Here is a 13,175-nt window from a genome sequence, read left to right on the forward strand (position 1 = left end):
GGAGGTCATTCCGCGAAAGGCCCGGCTCATCGTCACCAACAGTTCCGCTTCGCTCAGACGGCTTCGACTTCGCGCACATCCGGCAGGAAGTGGCGCAGCAGGTTCTGGATGCCGTGCTTCAGCGTCGCGGTCGAGGAGGGGCAGCCCGAGCAGGAGCCCTTCATCGCCAGATAAACCGTGCCGTCACGATAGCCGCGGAAGGTGATGTCGCCGCCATCGCCGGCAACCGCCGGGCGGATGCGGGTCTCGAGCAGGTCCTTGATCGTCTCGACGGTCTGCGCATCGGCGGGATCGAAGAACTCGCCCTCCTCGATCACGTCGGCAGCCGAGCCGGCCGCCAGGACCGGGGCGCCCGACATGAAATGCTCCATGATCGCGCCGAGGATCGCGGGCTTCAGATGCGGCCATTCGCCGTCCGACTTGGTGACGGTGATGAAATCGGAGCCGAGGAAGACGCCGGAGACGCCGGAAACGCCGAACAGGCGCTGCGCCAGCGGCGAGCGCTCGGCGTCCGTGACATCGCGCAGGTCGAGCGTGCCGTCGGGCATGACGGCGCGGCCGGGAAGAAACTTCAGGGTCGCCGGATTCGGCGTGGCTTCGGTCTGGATGAACATGACAACCTCCGGTACCGGCGATTCAAGGTCGCCGTTCCTGGCTCCGATATAGGCCGCCGGCTGGAATCATTCCAGCGGCATGGAAGCGCAGGCCGCCGCCCTCAGGCGAGGGCGTCGATCTCCTCGTCCTCCAGATGGCCGGGCACGATCGCGACGGGGATCGGGAAGCTCGCCGAGGACTTGCCGGCAAGCGCGCTGACGAGCGGGCCGGGGCCCTCGCGGCTGGTGCCGGCCGCCAGCACGAGCAGCGAGATATCCTCGTCCTCCTCGATCAGCTTGACGAGCTCGTCGGCCTTGTTGCCGACACGCACGACCTTCTCGGGCTCGAGCCCGGCCAGCGCACGCACCGCCGCCGCGGCGCCTTCGAGACGCTTCTCGGCTTCGGCCTGGGCTTCGGCCAGCATGACCTCGCCGACGCCGAGCCAGGTCTCGTGCTCGGGCGGGGTGGCGACGCCGAGCAGGACGATCGACGCACCGACGCGGGCACAACGGCGCGCGGCGAAGCGAATCGCCTTGGCGCATTCCTCGCTGCCATCGACCACGGCGAGGAATTTCGGGCGATGGCCCGTCTCGTAGGACCGCCGTCTCTTGACCATGAACTGTCCTGCCGCCGCTTCAGGGACGCGCATGGTGGCCTGCGCCGGCACCCCGGCGCAAGTGCACCCTACGTTAACGGCTGCGCACGAAGCCGACGATGTCCTTGACCTCGCGCATGATCGGCGCGGCGATCGCATCGGCCCGGTCCGCACCCGCGCCAAGGATATCGTCGATGTGCTTGGGATCGTCCAGCAGGCGGCGCATCTCGCCCGCGATCGGCGCGAGCTTCTCGACCGCAAGATCGACCAGCGCCGCCTTGAAGCCGGAGAACTGGCCGCCGCCGAACTGCTTGAGCACGGCGTCCTTCGACGCTCCCGAGAGGCCGGCATAGATGCCGACGAGATTCTCGGCTTCCGGCCGGCCCTCCAGACCCTTCTCCTCGGAGGGCAGCGCCTCGGGGTCGGTCTTGGCCTTGCGGATCTTCTGGGCGATCGCCTCGGCATCGTCGGTCAGGTTGATGCGCGAATAGTCGGACGCGTCCGATTTCGACATCTTCTTGGTGCCATCGCGCAGGCTCATGACGCGCGGCGCCGGGCCCTGGATCATCGGCTCGGGCAGCGGGAAGAAGCCGAGCTCGCCCGTGCCCAGGCCGCGTTCGGCGATCTGCGCCCCGAAGTCGTTGTTGAACTTCTGGGCGATGTCGCGGGTCAGCTCCAGATGCTGCTTCTGGTCCTCGCCGACAGGCACATGCGTCGCCTTGTAGAGCAGGATGTCGGCCGCCATCAGGTTCGGATAGGCATACAAGCCCACCGAGGCGTTCTCGCGGTCCTTGCCGGCCTTCTCCTTGAACTGGGTCATGCGGTTGAGCCAGCCGAGGCGGGCGACGCAGTTGAACACCCAGGCAAGCTCGGCATGGCCGTGCACCTGGCTCTGGTTGAAGATGATGCTGCGCTTGGGATCGACGCCGGCCGCGATATAAGCGGCCGTGACCTCGCGGATGGCGCGCTTGAGGTCGGCCGGGTCCTGCCACATCGTGATCGCGTGCATGTCGACGACGCAATAGATGCACTCATGCGTATCCTGCATCGCGACCCAGTTGGTCAGCGCGCCCAGATAATTGCCGAGATGCAGCGTCGAGGTCGGCTGCATGCCTGAGAATACGCGCTGATGAAAACCCGACATGGGGCACTCCGTCGTCACGATGGAGAAGGGAAGCGGCGCTTCTGGCTCAACCCCGCCGCTTGCGCAAGGGGAGAGCGCCGAAGGCTCCGAGCGTCCAGCCCGCCATGCAGTAGCTCGCCATGCCTGCAAGACAGAGCAGGCCAAGCGCCCCGACCCGATGCAGAGCCGGCTGATCGGAAGCCAGCGGCCCGTTCAGCAGCCGCAACAGCAGCTCCAGCACGGCCAGCATGATCGCACTGGCGCCAAGGCTGGCGGCGATCGGCCGCAAGCTGTTGAGGCTCGGGCGCCAGATGCCGTCGCGCAGCAACGCCCCCCCGAGCAGGACGGCCTGCGCCAAGAAGGCGAAGGTCGCCGCGAGCGCCGCCATGCGCGCAGCGTTGCCTTCGTCCGCCAGGCAGAACCCGACGAGGGCAGCGACCAGCACAGCGAAACCGCCGGAGATGAGCGGCAAACGCGGGGCGCGACGCGCGAAATAGACCTGGCCGAAGACTTTTGCGGCGATGGCGAAGGGCAGGCCGTAGCCGAACATGGCCAGCGCCGCAGCGGTGCGCCCGCGATCGGTGGCATCGAAGCGGCCGTGCTCGAACAGTACGGAGACGATCGGATCAGCCAGCGCGACAAGCGCCGTCGCGGCCGGCAGGGCGAGCGCGAGGCCCAGCGCCAGCGCCTGGCCCAGCATGGCATCGGGGCCTTCGCGGTTCGCAGCCAGCGCCATGCCGGAGAGCACGACGGTGCCCATCGCGACGCCGACGAAGCCGAGCGGCAGCTGGAAGACGCGATCGGCATAATAGAGCGCCGCGACGGCGCCCGGGCCGATCGAGGCAATCTGCGTCGCGACCAGCAGGACAAGTTGGGCGGCGGACGCGGCGAGCAGGGTCGCGCCGCCGGTGCGGACGAGCCGGGTCATGTCCGGCGACCAGCGCAGGCTTGGGCGGGGCAGGCCGGGGCCACGCAGCGCCACGAGGATCATGGCGAGATGGGCGAGACCGGTCAGGCTGGTGCAGAGCGCAAGCCAACGGGCGCCGGTCTCCGGCGGTGTGCCCTTAGCATGCAGCATCAGGAGCACGACGAGCAGGATCGCGTTCATCAGCGCCGGAGCCAACGCCGCGACCGTGAAGCGCTTCTCCGCATTGAGCAGCGCCGCCAGCATGGAAGCGAGCGTCGTCAGGAACAGGAAGGGCAGCATCAGCCGCGTGTAGGAGGCCGCCAGCGCCAGGGTGTCGGGCGCTTCGGCGAAGCCGCCGGCGAGACCGAGCACGAGCCAGGGCGCGAACAGCTCACCCAATCCGACGAGCACCAGCAGCAGCAAGCCGATCTGCCCGGCCGCCTCGCCGGCAAAGCCGCGCGCCGCCGCTTCGCCACGCTCGCCCTTGATCGCGAGATAGAGCGGCACGAAGGGCGCATTGAGCCCGCCCTCGCCCAGGACGCGCCGGACGAGATTGGGCAGGCGCAGGGCCGCCAGGAAAGCATCCGCCACCGGCCCGCCGCCGAGAAGCCGCGCGATCAGCACGTCGCGGGCGAAACCGAGCAGGCGCGACGCGATCGTGGCCGCACCGACGACGGCGGAATCGCGGGCGAGACGGGAAGATTCCGGCGCCGATGCCGCCGGCTTCTCCATCAGAGAATGAACCGGCTCAAATCGGCATTCTTGGCGAGGTCGCCGATGCGGGCCTCGACATAGGCGGCATCGATCGTCACCGCCTCCCCCGAGCGGTCCGGCGCCGTGAAGGAGATCTCGTCCAGAATGCGCTCGATCACGGTCTGGAGGCGACGAGCGCCGATGTTCTCGACCGTCGAATTCACCTCGACGGCGATGCGGGCGATGGCATCGATCGCGTCCGGCGTGAAGGTGACAGTGACCTCCTCGGTCGCCATCAGCGCCACCGACTGCTTGATCAGGCTGGCTTCCGTCTCGGTCAGGATGCGCTTGAAATCCTCGATGTCGAGCGGGTTGAGCTCGACACGGATCGGCAGGCGGCCCTGCAATTCCGGCAGCAGGTCGGAGGGGCGCGAGACATGGAAGGCGCCGGACGCAATGAACAGGATATGGTCGCTCTTCACGGCGCCGTGCTTGGTCGCGACCGTCGTACCCTCGATCAGCGGCAGCAGGTCGCGCTGCACGCCCTCGCGTGAGACATCGGCGCCGCCCTTGCCCTCGCGGGCGCAGATCTTGTCGATCTCGTCGAGGAAGACGATGCCGTTCTCCTCGACCTCGCGGATCGCGGCCTGGATGATCGCATCCTGATCGATCAGCTTGTCGCTCTCCTCGGCCAGCAGCGGCTGGTAGGCATCCTTGACCAGGACACGCTTGGGCTTGCCCTTCTGGCCGAAAGCCTTGCCGAGCATGTCGGAGAGGTTGATCGCGCCGATCGAGGCGCCGGGCATGCCGGGAACCTCGAACATCGGTGCAGACGCGCCGGCACCAGCCGTCATCTCGACCTCGATCTCCTTGTCGTCGAGCTCGTTGGCGCGCAGCTTGCGACGGAAGGAATCGCGCGTCGCCTGGCTGGAATTGGCGCCGACGAGCGCATCGAGCACGCGCTCCTCGGCCGCGACATGCGCCTTGGCCTGAACGTCCTTGCGCCGGCTCTCGCGCACCAGCGCGATCGCGACCTCGACCAGGTCGCGCACGATCGATTCGACGTCGCGGCCGACATAGCCGACCTCGGTGAACTTCGTCGCCTCGACCTTGAGGAAGGGCGCATTGGCAAGCTTGGCGAGACGCCGCGCGATCTCGGTCTTGCCGCAGCCGGTCGGCCCGATCATCAGGATGTTCTTCGGCGAAACCTCCTCGCGCAGCGGCCCTTCGAGCTGCTGGCGCCGCCAGCGGTTGCGCAGCGCGATGGCGACGGCGCGCTTGGCGTCCCTCTGGCCGACGATGAAGCGGTCGAGCTCCGAGACGATCTCGCGGGGGGAAAAGCTGGTCATTGCAGTGCTGTATCCGGTGAACGGGCCTGATGGGAACGTCAGGCCGCTTCGAGCGTCTCGATGACGAGCGAATGGTTGGTGTAGACGCAGATATCGCCGGCGATCTTCATCGCCTTGCGCACGATCGCCTCGGCATCGGGCTCGATATCGATCAGCGCGCGCGCCGCCGAGAGCGCGTAATTGCCGCCGGAACCGATCGCCATCACCGCGCCGTGCTCGCTCGCCTCCGGTTCCAGCACGTCGCCGGTGCCCGAGATCAGGAGCGAGACCTCCTTGTCTGCGACGAGCAGCATCGCTTCCAAACGGCGCAGGTAGCGGTCGGTGCGCCAGTCCTTGGCGAGCTCGACGCAGGCGCGCAGCAACTGGGTCGGGTATTGCTCGAGCTTCTTCTCGAGACGCTCGAACAGGGTGAAGGCATCGGCGGTGGCGCCGGCGAAGCCCGCGATCACCTGCCCCTTGGCGAGGCGGCGGACCTTGCGGGCATTGCCCTTCATGATGGTCTGGCCGAGCGAAACCTGGCCGTCGCCGCCGATGACGACACGTCCGCCCTTGCGCACCATCAGGATGGTGGTGGCGTGCATCACGGGGGCATTGCTGTTTTCAGACATGAGATGATGAACCGGGTATCGAGACAGGGCGGCGGATAGTGCCAAACATGTTCAGGAGAGACCGCACTATCAAGGGGGGAGCCGGCATGCCACCTGTGAGGGCGGCATAGTGGAATATGCAAGCCATGCTTGAATAGCGTGTTCACCAGCAGTTGAATTTCAGCTTTCGCGGCGTAGACGCAACCATATCAGCGATAAGCCTGATCATACGCACGCGAGTCCTTGGACTCTGCCGTAGAGCATCCGCAGCAGAAGCCCGAATTGCCGTAACGCTAAACTTTTAAGCAGTTTTTTATCATTAACGCCCAAAGGTCAGGGTTTAGATCGGCTTCCATTGTCGGGAAGCCGCCTCGGGGCGTCATCATGAAATCAATCCGGCTGAAAATCCTCGCCATGCTGGCCATCGTCGCCGGCGGCGCCATCCTGTCGGCGATCATCAGTATCTATGGCCTGCACAAGGCCGACGATCTGAACACCCGCTCCGAGATCCAAGGCAATGTCGCGCTGCTGACCCAGCGCATCAACGGCGTCGTTACGGCCGTGGTGATGGAATCGCGCGGCGTCTACATGTCGAAGACGCCGCAGGAGGCGCAGGCCTACGCCAAGGGCATCGAGGAGCGCTTCCCGACGCTGCGCAAGTTCAGCGCCGACCTGCAGAAGGTCGCGCCGCCGGAAGAGCGCGCCGTCGTCGATCAGATCGCCAAGGCCGTCGAGGAATTCATCACCTTCCGGACGGAGACCGCCAGGCTTGGCCGCGAGGTTTCGCCGGCCGCGGCGAACGAACAGGGCAATAACGAAGCCAATCGCGCCAACCGCAAGGCTCTGAACGACCTCCTGATCAGCTTCAGCCAGCGCGTCGAGAAGGCCGGTATCGCGGTCGGCGAGGAAGCCACCGCCTTCACCCGCCAGGTCCAGTGGCTGCTGCCGATCGTCCTGCTGACGACGCTGCTGGTTTCGGTCGGCGTCGCGCTCGTCTTCGCGCAGCGCTCGATCACCAAGCCGATCCTCGACCTCAGCCAGGTCATGGAGAAGCTCACCGCCGGCGATACCAGCGTCAACGTTCCCCATTCCGACCGTCCGGACGAGATCGGCGCCATGGCACGCGCGGTTTCCGTGCTGCGCCAGAGCACCGAGCAGGTCGCCTTGCTGCAGGAGCAGGAACGCGCCGCTGCCGCCGCGCGCCTCGCCCGGGCGCAGTCGATGGAAGCCGTGGTCTCGGATGTCGGCGAAGTCGTCGCCGCCGCTGCGGCCGGCGATTTCTCGGCACGCCTGCAGATCAACGATGCCGACGAGCAGATGCAGCGGCTGGTGGCCGGCATCAACGAGATCAACGCGGTGGTCGACGGCGCGACGACGGAGTTCGCGGAGGCTTTGTCGGCGATCGCGGGCGGCGACCTGACCAACCGGGTCGAGACCGCCTATCGCGGCCGCTTCGCCGACCTGAAGGGCGCGATCAACGAGACGGTTGACCGTCTCTCGGACACGGTGGCGACGATCCAGACGACCTCGGCCGATGTCGGTCTCGCCGCACGCGAGATCAACATGGGCGCCGACGATCTGTCGAAGCGCACCGAGGAACAGGCCTCCTCGCTGGAGGAGACCGCCGCCACGACCGAGGAGCTCGCGGCCTCGGTCAAGGCGTCGGCCCAGGCCTCGAAGGATGCCGCGCGGATCGCCGACGAGGCGATGCAGGCAGCCGAGAGCGGCGGCACCATCGCCGGCCAGGCGGTCGATGCCATGGCCCGGATCGAGACCGCCTCGCAGAAGATCTCCGACATCATCCGCGTGATCGACGACATCGCCTTCCAGACCAACCTGCTGGCGCTCAACGCGGCGGTCGAGGCGGCCCGCGCCGGCGACGCCGGCAAGGGCTTCGCCGTTGTCGCCTCCGAGGTGCGCACGCTGGCGCAGAGGTCGAGCTCCGCGGCCAAGGACATCTCGGGGCTGATCTCCTCGTCCAATGTCGAGGTCGGCGAGGGCGTGAAGCTGGTGCGGCAGGCCGGCGACCAGCTGGCGCGCATCCTCGCGGCCTCGCAGAAGGTCGCGGCGACGATCGCCGACATCTCGGCGGCGTCCGGCGAGCAGGCCAACGGCATCGACGAGATGAGCCAGGCGGTCGCGCATCTCGACGAGATGACCCAGCAGAACGCGGCCTTGTCCGAGCAGAGCGCGGCCTCGGCCGGCTCGCTGTCCGGCCGGATCGAGCAGCTCAACGCGTTGGTCGCGGCGTTCAAGACCGGCCGCGAGGCGGGAGGCCAAGCGGGTTACGCCCAGCCGGCGACCGCACCGCGTGTGGTGAAGGCGCCGATGCGTGCAGCCGGGCGGCCCGCGCCTGCTTCCGCAGTCTCCTCCGGCGAGCCGGAGCGCCTGCGCCAGCTCGCCGAGGCCGCTTTCGTCCAGTCCCGCGCGCCTGCCCCGCGCAAGGTCGCCAATGGCGGCGGCGGCCGGGCCAGCGATTCCGGATGGGAGGAGTTCTGAGACCAGGCAGTCTCCGAACCATCCTCGAACACGACATGTGCGGCGCCCCAAAAGGGCGCCGTTTGCATTTCGGGACGAAATTTTTGCTCGCCGGCTCTTGTCGAGGCGCTCGATCGGCCTATCTCGGTGACAGGCGCCGGAGCTTTGCTCCATCACGACGCCGCCCTCGCACATTCAATCCGTGACGTTCCTCGGCCGACTCGCTGGAGTTGTTCGATGCCGCGCCGCTTGCTGACAGGTCCCGACGGGGATGTCTGCGACAAGCGGTTTCAGCCGTCACCACCACAGGGAGACGAAAACCATGCAGATCAGCCAGGTTCTTCAGGCTCTCGGCCAGTTCGCCTCCGGCCTTGCGCCGGCCAGCCGTACCGTCCGCCCGCTCGAGATCGATTTCGACACCGCCGGCACGCCCGGCCCCTTCGAACAGGCCGCGATCGGCCAATGGAAGACCGAGGACGGGTCGATCCTGATCGACCTCAGGCCGGACGGCCAGTTCCACAAGGCCAAGCCTGCCGCCGGCGCCAAGCATGTCGGCCGCTATGCGGTCGATCGCTCGAAGCTCTATTTCGAAGGCGAAACCGGCTGGGTCGCCCTCGGGAAGCTGAAGCGCGGCACGCTCAGCATCGGCGAGAAGCGCTTCCGCAAGGCTTAGGCGTAATCGCGAGCGCTCGATAAAGAAGGGCCGCGCTTCCGGAGGGAGGCGCGGCCCTTTTCATAAAGGCACGAGGATCAGTAGCCGACCGTGAAGCGGCGACGGCTGTGCGACGGCTTCTCCAGCTCGTCGACAAGAGCGATCGCGTAATCCTCAGCCGAGATCGCGCTGTTGCCCTTGGCGTCGACCAGAAGCTGGTCGGTCCCGAGGCGGAACTTGCCGGTGCGCTCGCCCGGCTGGATCAGGGCGGAAGGGGAGAGGAAGGTCCAGTCGAGGCCCTGTTCCTGCTTCAGCAGATCGAGGAAGGCGCCGCCCTTCCGGGCTTCGTCGAGATAAACAGCGGGGAATTCCGGGGTGTCGAAGAGCTTCACGCCCGGCGCGACCTCGAGGCTGCCGGCGCCGCCGACGACGAGATAACGCTTCACGCCCGACTGCTGGACCGACGCGAGCAGGACCTGCGGGTCGCTGGCGGTGAAATGCACCGCGCTGATCACGGCATCATGGCCGGCAACGAGCTTGGCCAGCCCATCCTTGTCGAAGACATCGCCCTTGACGGCGGTGACGCCGGGCAGGCTTGCAACCTTCTCGGGATTGCGAACGATGGCGGTGACGGCGTGGCCGCGGGCGGAGAGTTCGGCCAGCAGGCGCGAACCGATGAATCCGCTGGCGCCGATCAATGCGACTTTCATGACAAAGGCTCCTTTGTTTGGTATCTTCTGGATACCTGCACTCCAATGGAACCTATCTGATCCTGCCGCGGCGCCCCGTAAAGAAGGCACTTTCACGCGACATGGTCACCTCCGGGAAACCGCCATGCTGAAACGCCCCGACCCTTTCCAGGCGCTGTGCCCGACCCGGCGCGTGCTCGACCGCATCGGCGATACCTGGGCGGTGCTGATCCTGATCGCGCTCGACGACGGCACCCTGCGCTTCAACGAACTCCGGCGGCGGATCGAGAACATCTCGCAGAAGATGCTGTCGCAGACGCTGAAGAGCCTGGAACGCGACGGGCTGGTGCGGCGCGAGGTGTTCGCGACCGTGCCCGTCACCGTCGAATATTCGCTGACCGGGCTCGGGCGGACGCTGGCGCAGACGGTGAACCAGCTGACGCTCTGGGCCGAGGCCCATATCGGCGAGGTCGAGGCAGCCCAGCAGCGCTATGATCGCGGCGAGGCGTCGGCCTAGCCCGGAGTCGGGAACGCTGGCGTTTCCCCCGATTTCGTGTATATGCCCGGGCAACCGGCCAACCAGCCGGCGGCGCGACCCCTCCGTGATGAGGTGCTCGCGGACTTCGGACCTTGCTGGACGACATCCCGGCCTGGCCCGCCAGATCAACCCGAACACGAGGATCTCCCGATGTCGATCACTGCCGAGCGCAAGACTGCGCTGCTCCAGGAATACGCCACCAAGCCGAATGACACCGGCTCGCCGGAAGTTCAGGTCGCGATCCTGACCGAGCGCATCACCAACCTGACCGGCCACTTCAAGTCGCATGCGAAGGACAACCATTCGCGCCGCGGCCTGCTGAAGCTGGTTTCCCAGCGCCGTTCCCTGCTCGATTACCTCAAGGGCAAGGACCAGGGTCGCTACAAGACGCTGATCGAACGGCTCGGCATCCGCCGCTGATCGAAAGCTGATGGTTTCCGCCCGGTGCGACCTGCTCCGGGCGGCTCCTTTTCGGGCGAGGCCGCCATGGGGCGTGACCTGCCTGACTATCGCGGCAGCCGCATGGGGCGGCTTTTCCGCGTGACCCGCCGGGCGCCCAAGACGTCCATGGCAGGATCGCCGAGCGCTCGGGCGCATTCCCTCTCACACCCGAGCGTTCCGCCGTCTTGCCCATGGGCCTGAAGGCACCGGACGGGTCGAACCCGACCGAAAGACGAAACACATGTTCGACATCCAAACCGAAGAACTGATCTGGGGCGGCCGCAAGCTCGTCCTCGAGACCGGCAAGGTCGCCCGCCAGGCCGACGGCGCCGTGATGGCCACCTATGGCGAGACCGTCGTGCTCGCGACCGTCGTCTCGGCCAAGGAGCCGAAGCCGGGCTTCGACTTCTTCCCGCTGACCGTCAACTACCAGGAAAAGACCTTCGCGGCCGGCCGCATTCCCGGCGGCTATTTCAAGCGCGAGGGCCGTCCGAGCGAGAAGGAGACGCTGGTCTCCCGCCTGATCGACCGTCCGATCCGCCCGCTCTTCGTCGAAGGCTACAAGAACGACACGCAGGTCGTCGTCACCGTGCTCCAGCATGACCTGGAGAACGATCCCGACATCCTGGCGATGGTCGCGACCTCGGCCGCGCTCACTCTCTCCGGCGTGCCCTTCATGGGCCCGATCGGCGGCGCCCGCGTCGGCTATATCGACGGCGCCTACAAGCTGAACCCGACGATCGAAGAGGCCAAGGAATCGGTTCTCGACCTCGTCGTCGCCGGCACCCAGGACGCCGTGCTGATGGTCGAGTCGGAAGCCAAGGAGCTGCCGGAAGACGTGATGCTCGGCGCCGTGATGTTTGGCCACAAGCATTTCCAGCCGGTGATCGACGCCATCATCCGCCTGGCCGAGAAGGCCGCCAAGGAGCCGCGCGACTACACCCCGGCCGATAACTCCGTGGTTCTGGACGCCGTCCTGAAGCTCGTCGACGCCGATCTGCGCGCCGCCTACAAGATCACCACCAAGGCCGAGCGCTACAAGGCGCTGGACGCTGCCAAGGCCAAGGTCGCCTCGCTGATCTCGGCCGAGCCGGACGGCAAGACCACCTTCACCAAGGAGCAGGTCGGCGGCCAGTTCAAGGAAGCCCAGGCCAAGGTCGTGCGCTGGACCATCCTCGATGACGGCACCCGCATCGACGGCCGCGATCTCAAGACGGTCCGCAAGATCGTCGCCGAGGCCGGCATGCTGCCGCGCACCCACGGCTCGGCCCTGTTCACCCGCGGCGAGACGCAGGCGCTGGTCGTGACCACGCTCGGCACCGGCGACGACGAGCAGTTCATCGACTCGCTGGAAGGCACCTACAAGGAAACCTTCCTGCTGCATTACAATTTCCCTCCCTACTCGGTCGGCGAGACCGGCCGCATGGGTTCGCCCGGCCGCCGCGAAATCGGCCATGGCAAGCTCGCCTGGCGCGCCATCCGTCCGATGCTGCCGGCGAAGGCCGAGTTCCCCTACACGATCCGCGTCGTCTCGGAGATCACCGAGTCGAACGGCTCCTCCTCGATGGCCACCGTCTGCGGCACCTCGCTGGCGCTGATGGATGCGGGCGTGCCGCTGAAGTCGCCGGTCGCGGGCATCGCCATGGGCCTCATCCTCGAGGGTGAGCGCTTCGCCGTGCTCTCCGACATCCTGGGTGACGAGGATCATCTCGGCGACATGGACTTCAAGGTGGCCGGTACCGCCGCGGGCATCACCTCGCTGCAGATGGACATCAAGATCGCCGGCATCACCGAGGAGATCATGAAAGTCGCCCTGGATCAGGCCAAGGGCGGTCGCGAGCACATCCTCGGCGAGATGAACAAAGCGCTCTCGACCTCGCGCGCCTCGCTGGGTGAATATGCCCCGCGCATCGAGACGATGAAGATCCCGGTCGACAAGATCCGTGAAGTTATCGGCTCCGGCGGCAAGGTCATCCGCGAGATCGTCGAGAAGACCGGCGCCAAGGTGAACATCGAGGACGACGGCACCATCAAGATCGCCTCCGCCGACGGCAAGTCGATCGAAGCCGCGATCAAGTGGATCAAGTCGATCGTCTCCGAGGCCGAAGTCGGCGTGATCTATGACGGCACCGTCGTCAAGATCATGGAGTTCGGCGCCTTCGTGAACTTCTTCGGCGCCAAGGACGGCCTCGTCCACATCTCCGAGCTCGCTCCCCAGCGCGTCCAGAAGGTCTCGGACGTCGTCAAGGAAGGCGACAAGGTCAAGGTCAAGTTCCTCGGCCAGGACGAGCGCGGCAAGATCCGCCTCTCGATGAAGGTCGTCGACCAGGCCACCGGCGAGGACCTCACCGAGAAGCTCAAGGCCCAGCGCGAGGCCGAGAAGGCCCGTGAGAAGCAGGGCGCGGCCGAGTAATCGCCGCAAGCAGCTTGTGTAAGACAGGACGCCCCGCATCATCCGATGCGGGGCGTTTTTCATTCTGGCCGAGAGGCTTATCCCGCCATGTGCGGACAATGCCTTTGCTAGTCTTC

Annotated in this window: 12 protein-coding genes; 5 read left to right on the forward strand and 7 right to left on the reverse strand. The window is 66.6% G+C overall.

Going from position 1 to position 13,175, the window contains the following annotated elements; genetic code table 11:
* Positions 1 to 53: 53 nt before the first annotated feature.
* The 6 genes from AC07NY_RS22865 to hslV all read right to left on the reverse strand — a co-directional run bounded on the left by AC07NY_RS22865 (position 54) and on the right by hslV (position 5,869).
* Positions 54 to 614 (reverse strand): NifU family protein, encoded by a 561-nt coding sequence (locus AC07NY_RS22865; RefSeq protein ID WP_173043174.1) that lies wholly within the window; start codon positions 612 to 614, stop codon positions 54 to 56.
* A gap of 101 nt (positions 615 to 715) precedes the next feature.
* The gene (locus AC07NY_RS22870) at positions 716 to 1,210 is read right to left on the reverse strand and encodes a universal stress protein (RefSeq protein ID WP_492287084.1); all 495 of its coding nucleotides are present in this window, start codon (positions 1,208 to 1,210) and stop codon (positions 716 to 718) included.
* Positions 1,211 to 1,283: 73 nt separating this feature from the next.
* Positions 1,284 to 2,333, reverse strand: a complete 1,050-nt coding sequence (gene trpS / locus AC07NY_RS22875; protein ID WP_494585718.1) for a tryptophan--tRNA ligase — start codon at positions 2,331 to 2,333, stop codon at positions 1,284 to 1,286.
* 46 nt (positions 2,334 to 2,379) lie between these two features.
* Positions 2,380 to 3,951 carry a murein biosynthesis integral membrane protein MurJ gene (murJ, locus tag AC07NY_RS22880; protein ID WP_494585719.1) on the reverse strand — a complete coding sequence of 524 codons (1,572 nt, stop codon included), beginning with the start codon at positions 3,949 to 3,951 and terminating at the stop codon, positions 2,380 to 2,382.
* Positions 3,951 to 5,261 (reverse strand): ATP-dependent protease ATPase subunit HslU, encoded by a 1,311-nt coding sequence (hslU, locus tag AC07NY_RS22885; RefSeq protein ID WP_492287087.1) that lies wholly within the window; start codon positions 5,259 to 5,261, stop codon positions 3,951 to 3,953. Before hslU ends, murJ begins: the two co-directional genes overlap by 1 nt.
* Positions 5,262 to 5,299: 38 nt before the next feature.
* Entirely contained in the window at positions 5,300 to 5,869 is a 570-nt protein-coding gene (hslV, locus tag AC07NY_RS22890; RefSeq protein WP_492287088.1) for an ATP-dependent protease subunit HslV, read from the reverse strand.
* Positions 5,870 to 6,232: 363 nt separating this feature from the next.
* On the opposite strand from hslV, the gene AC07NY_RS22895 reads away from it, so the two are divergent.
* Together AC07NY_RS22895 and AC07NY_RS22900 are read left to right on the forward strand one after the other, a co-directional pair.
* Positions 6,233 to 8,347, forward strand: a complete 2,115-nt coding sequence (locus AC07NY_RS22895) for a methyl-accepting chemotaxis protein (protein WP_494585720.1) — start codon at positions 6,233 to 6,235, stop codon at positions 8,345 to 8,347.
* Positions 8,348 to 8,648: 301 nt separating this feature from the next.
* Positions 8,649 to 8,999: an Atu4866 domain-containing protein gene (locus AC07NY_RS22900; RefSeq protein WP_492288378.1), complete on the forward strand. Its 351-nt coding sequence runs from the start codon at positions 8,649 to 8,651 to the stop codon at positions 8,997 to 8,999.
* A 77-nt stretch (positions 9,000 to 9,076) separates the two neighbouring features.
* Here AC07NY_RS22900 and AC07NY_RS22905 read toward each other — a convergent pair whose 3' ends face one another.
* Complete coding sequence (locus AC07NY_RS22905; RefSeq protein ID WP_494585721.1) at positions 9,077 to 9,688, reverse strand: NAD(P)-dependent oxidoreductase; 612 nt, start codon at positions 9,686 to 9,688, stop codon at positions 9,077 to 9,079.
* A gap of 124 nt (positions 9,689 to 9,812) precedes the next feature.
* On the opposite strand from AC07NY_RS22905, the gene AC07NY_RS22910 reads away from it, so the two are divergent.
* The 3 genes from AC07NY_RS22910 (at position 9,813) to pnp (ending at position 13,059) form a co-directional block, all read left to right on the forward strand.
* Positions 9,813 to 10,184 carry a winged helix-turn-helix transcriptional regulator gene (locus AC07NY_RS22910; protein WP_377843403.1) on the forward strand — a complete coding sequence of 124 codons (372 nt, stop codon included), beginning with the start codon at positions 9,813 to 9,815 and terminating at the stop codon, positions 10,182 to 10,184.
* A 171-nt stretch (positions 10,185 to 10,355) separates the two neighbouring features.
* Positions 10,356 to 10,625: a 30S ribosomal protein S15 gene (gene rpsO / locus AC07NY_RS22915; RefSeq protein WP_257735438.1), complete on the forward strand. Its 270-nt coding sequence runs from the start codon at positions 10,356 to 10,358 to the stop codon at positions 10,623 to 10,625.
* Between the two features lie 262 nt (positions 10,626 to 10,887).
* Positions 10,888 to 13,059: a polyribonucleotide nucleotidyltransferase gene (gene pnp, locus AC07NY_RS22920; protein WP_492288376.1), complete on the forward strand. Its 2,172-nt coding sequence runs from the start codon at positions 10,888 to 10,890 to the stop codon at positions 13,057 to 13,059.
* Positions 13,060 to 13,175: the final 116 nt, after the last annotated feature.

The sequence above is a fragment of the Allobosea sp. GW821-FHT09G06 genome, assembly GCF_059416005.1.

Bases quoted from the DNA above. Each gene is read 5' to 3' on its own strand.
- AC07NY_RS22865 (WP_173043174.1), bottom strand. From the start codon at position 614: ATGTTCATCCAGACCGAAGCCACGCCGAATCCGGCGACCCTGAAGTTT.
- AC07NY_RS22870 (WP_492287084.1), bottom strand. From the start codon at position 1,210: ATGGTCAAGAGACGGCGGTCCTACGAGACGGGCCATCGCCCGAAATTC.
- trpS (WP_494585718.1), bottom strand. From the start codon at position 2,333: ATGTCGGGTTTTCATCAGCGCGTATTCTCAGGCATGCAGCCGACCTCG.
- murJ (WP_494585719.1), bottom strand. From the start codon at position 3,951: ATGGAGAAGCCGGCGGCATCGGCGCCGGAATCTTCCCGTCTCGCCCGC.
- hslU (WP_492287087.1), bottom strand. From the start codon at position 5,261: ATGACCAGCTTTTCCCCCCGCGAGATCGTCTCGGAGCTCGACCGCTTC.
- hslV (WP_492287088.1), bottom strand. From the start codon at position 5,869: ATGTCTGAAAACAGCAATGCCCCCGTGATGCACGCCACCACCATCCTG.
- AC07NY_RS22895 (WP_494585720.1), top strand. From the start codon at position 6,233: ATGAAATCAATCCGGCTGAAAATCCTCGCCATGCTGGCCATCGTCGCC.
- AC07NY_RS22900 (WP_492288378.1), top strand. From the start codon at position 8,649: ATGCAGATCAGCCAGGTTCTTCAGGCTCTCGGCCAGTTCGCCTCCGGC.
- AC07NY_RS22905 (WP_494585721.1), bottom strand. From the start codon at position 9,688: ATGAAAGTCGCATTGATCGGCGCCAGCGGATTCATCGGTTCGCGCCTG.
- AC07NY_RS22910 (WP_377843403.1), top strand. From the start codon at position 9,813: ATGCTGAAACGCCCCGACCCTTTCCAGGCGCTGTGCCCGACCCGGCGC.
- rpsO (WP_257735438.1), top strand. From the start codon at position 10,356: ATGTCGATCACTGCCGAGCGCAAGACTGCGCTGCTCCAGGAATACGCC.
- pnp (WP_492288376.1), top strand. From the start codon at position 10,888: ATGTTCGACATCCAAACCGAAGAACTGATCTGGGGCGGCCGCAAGCTC.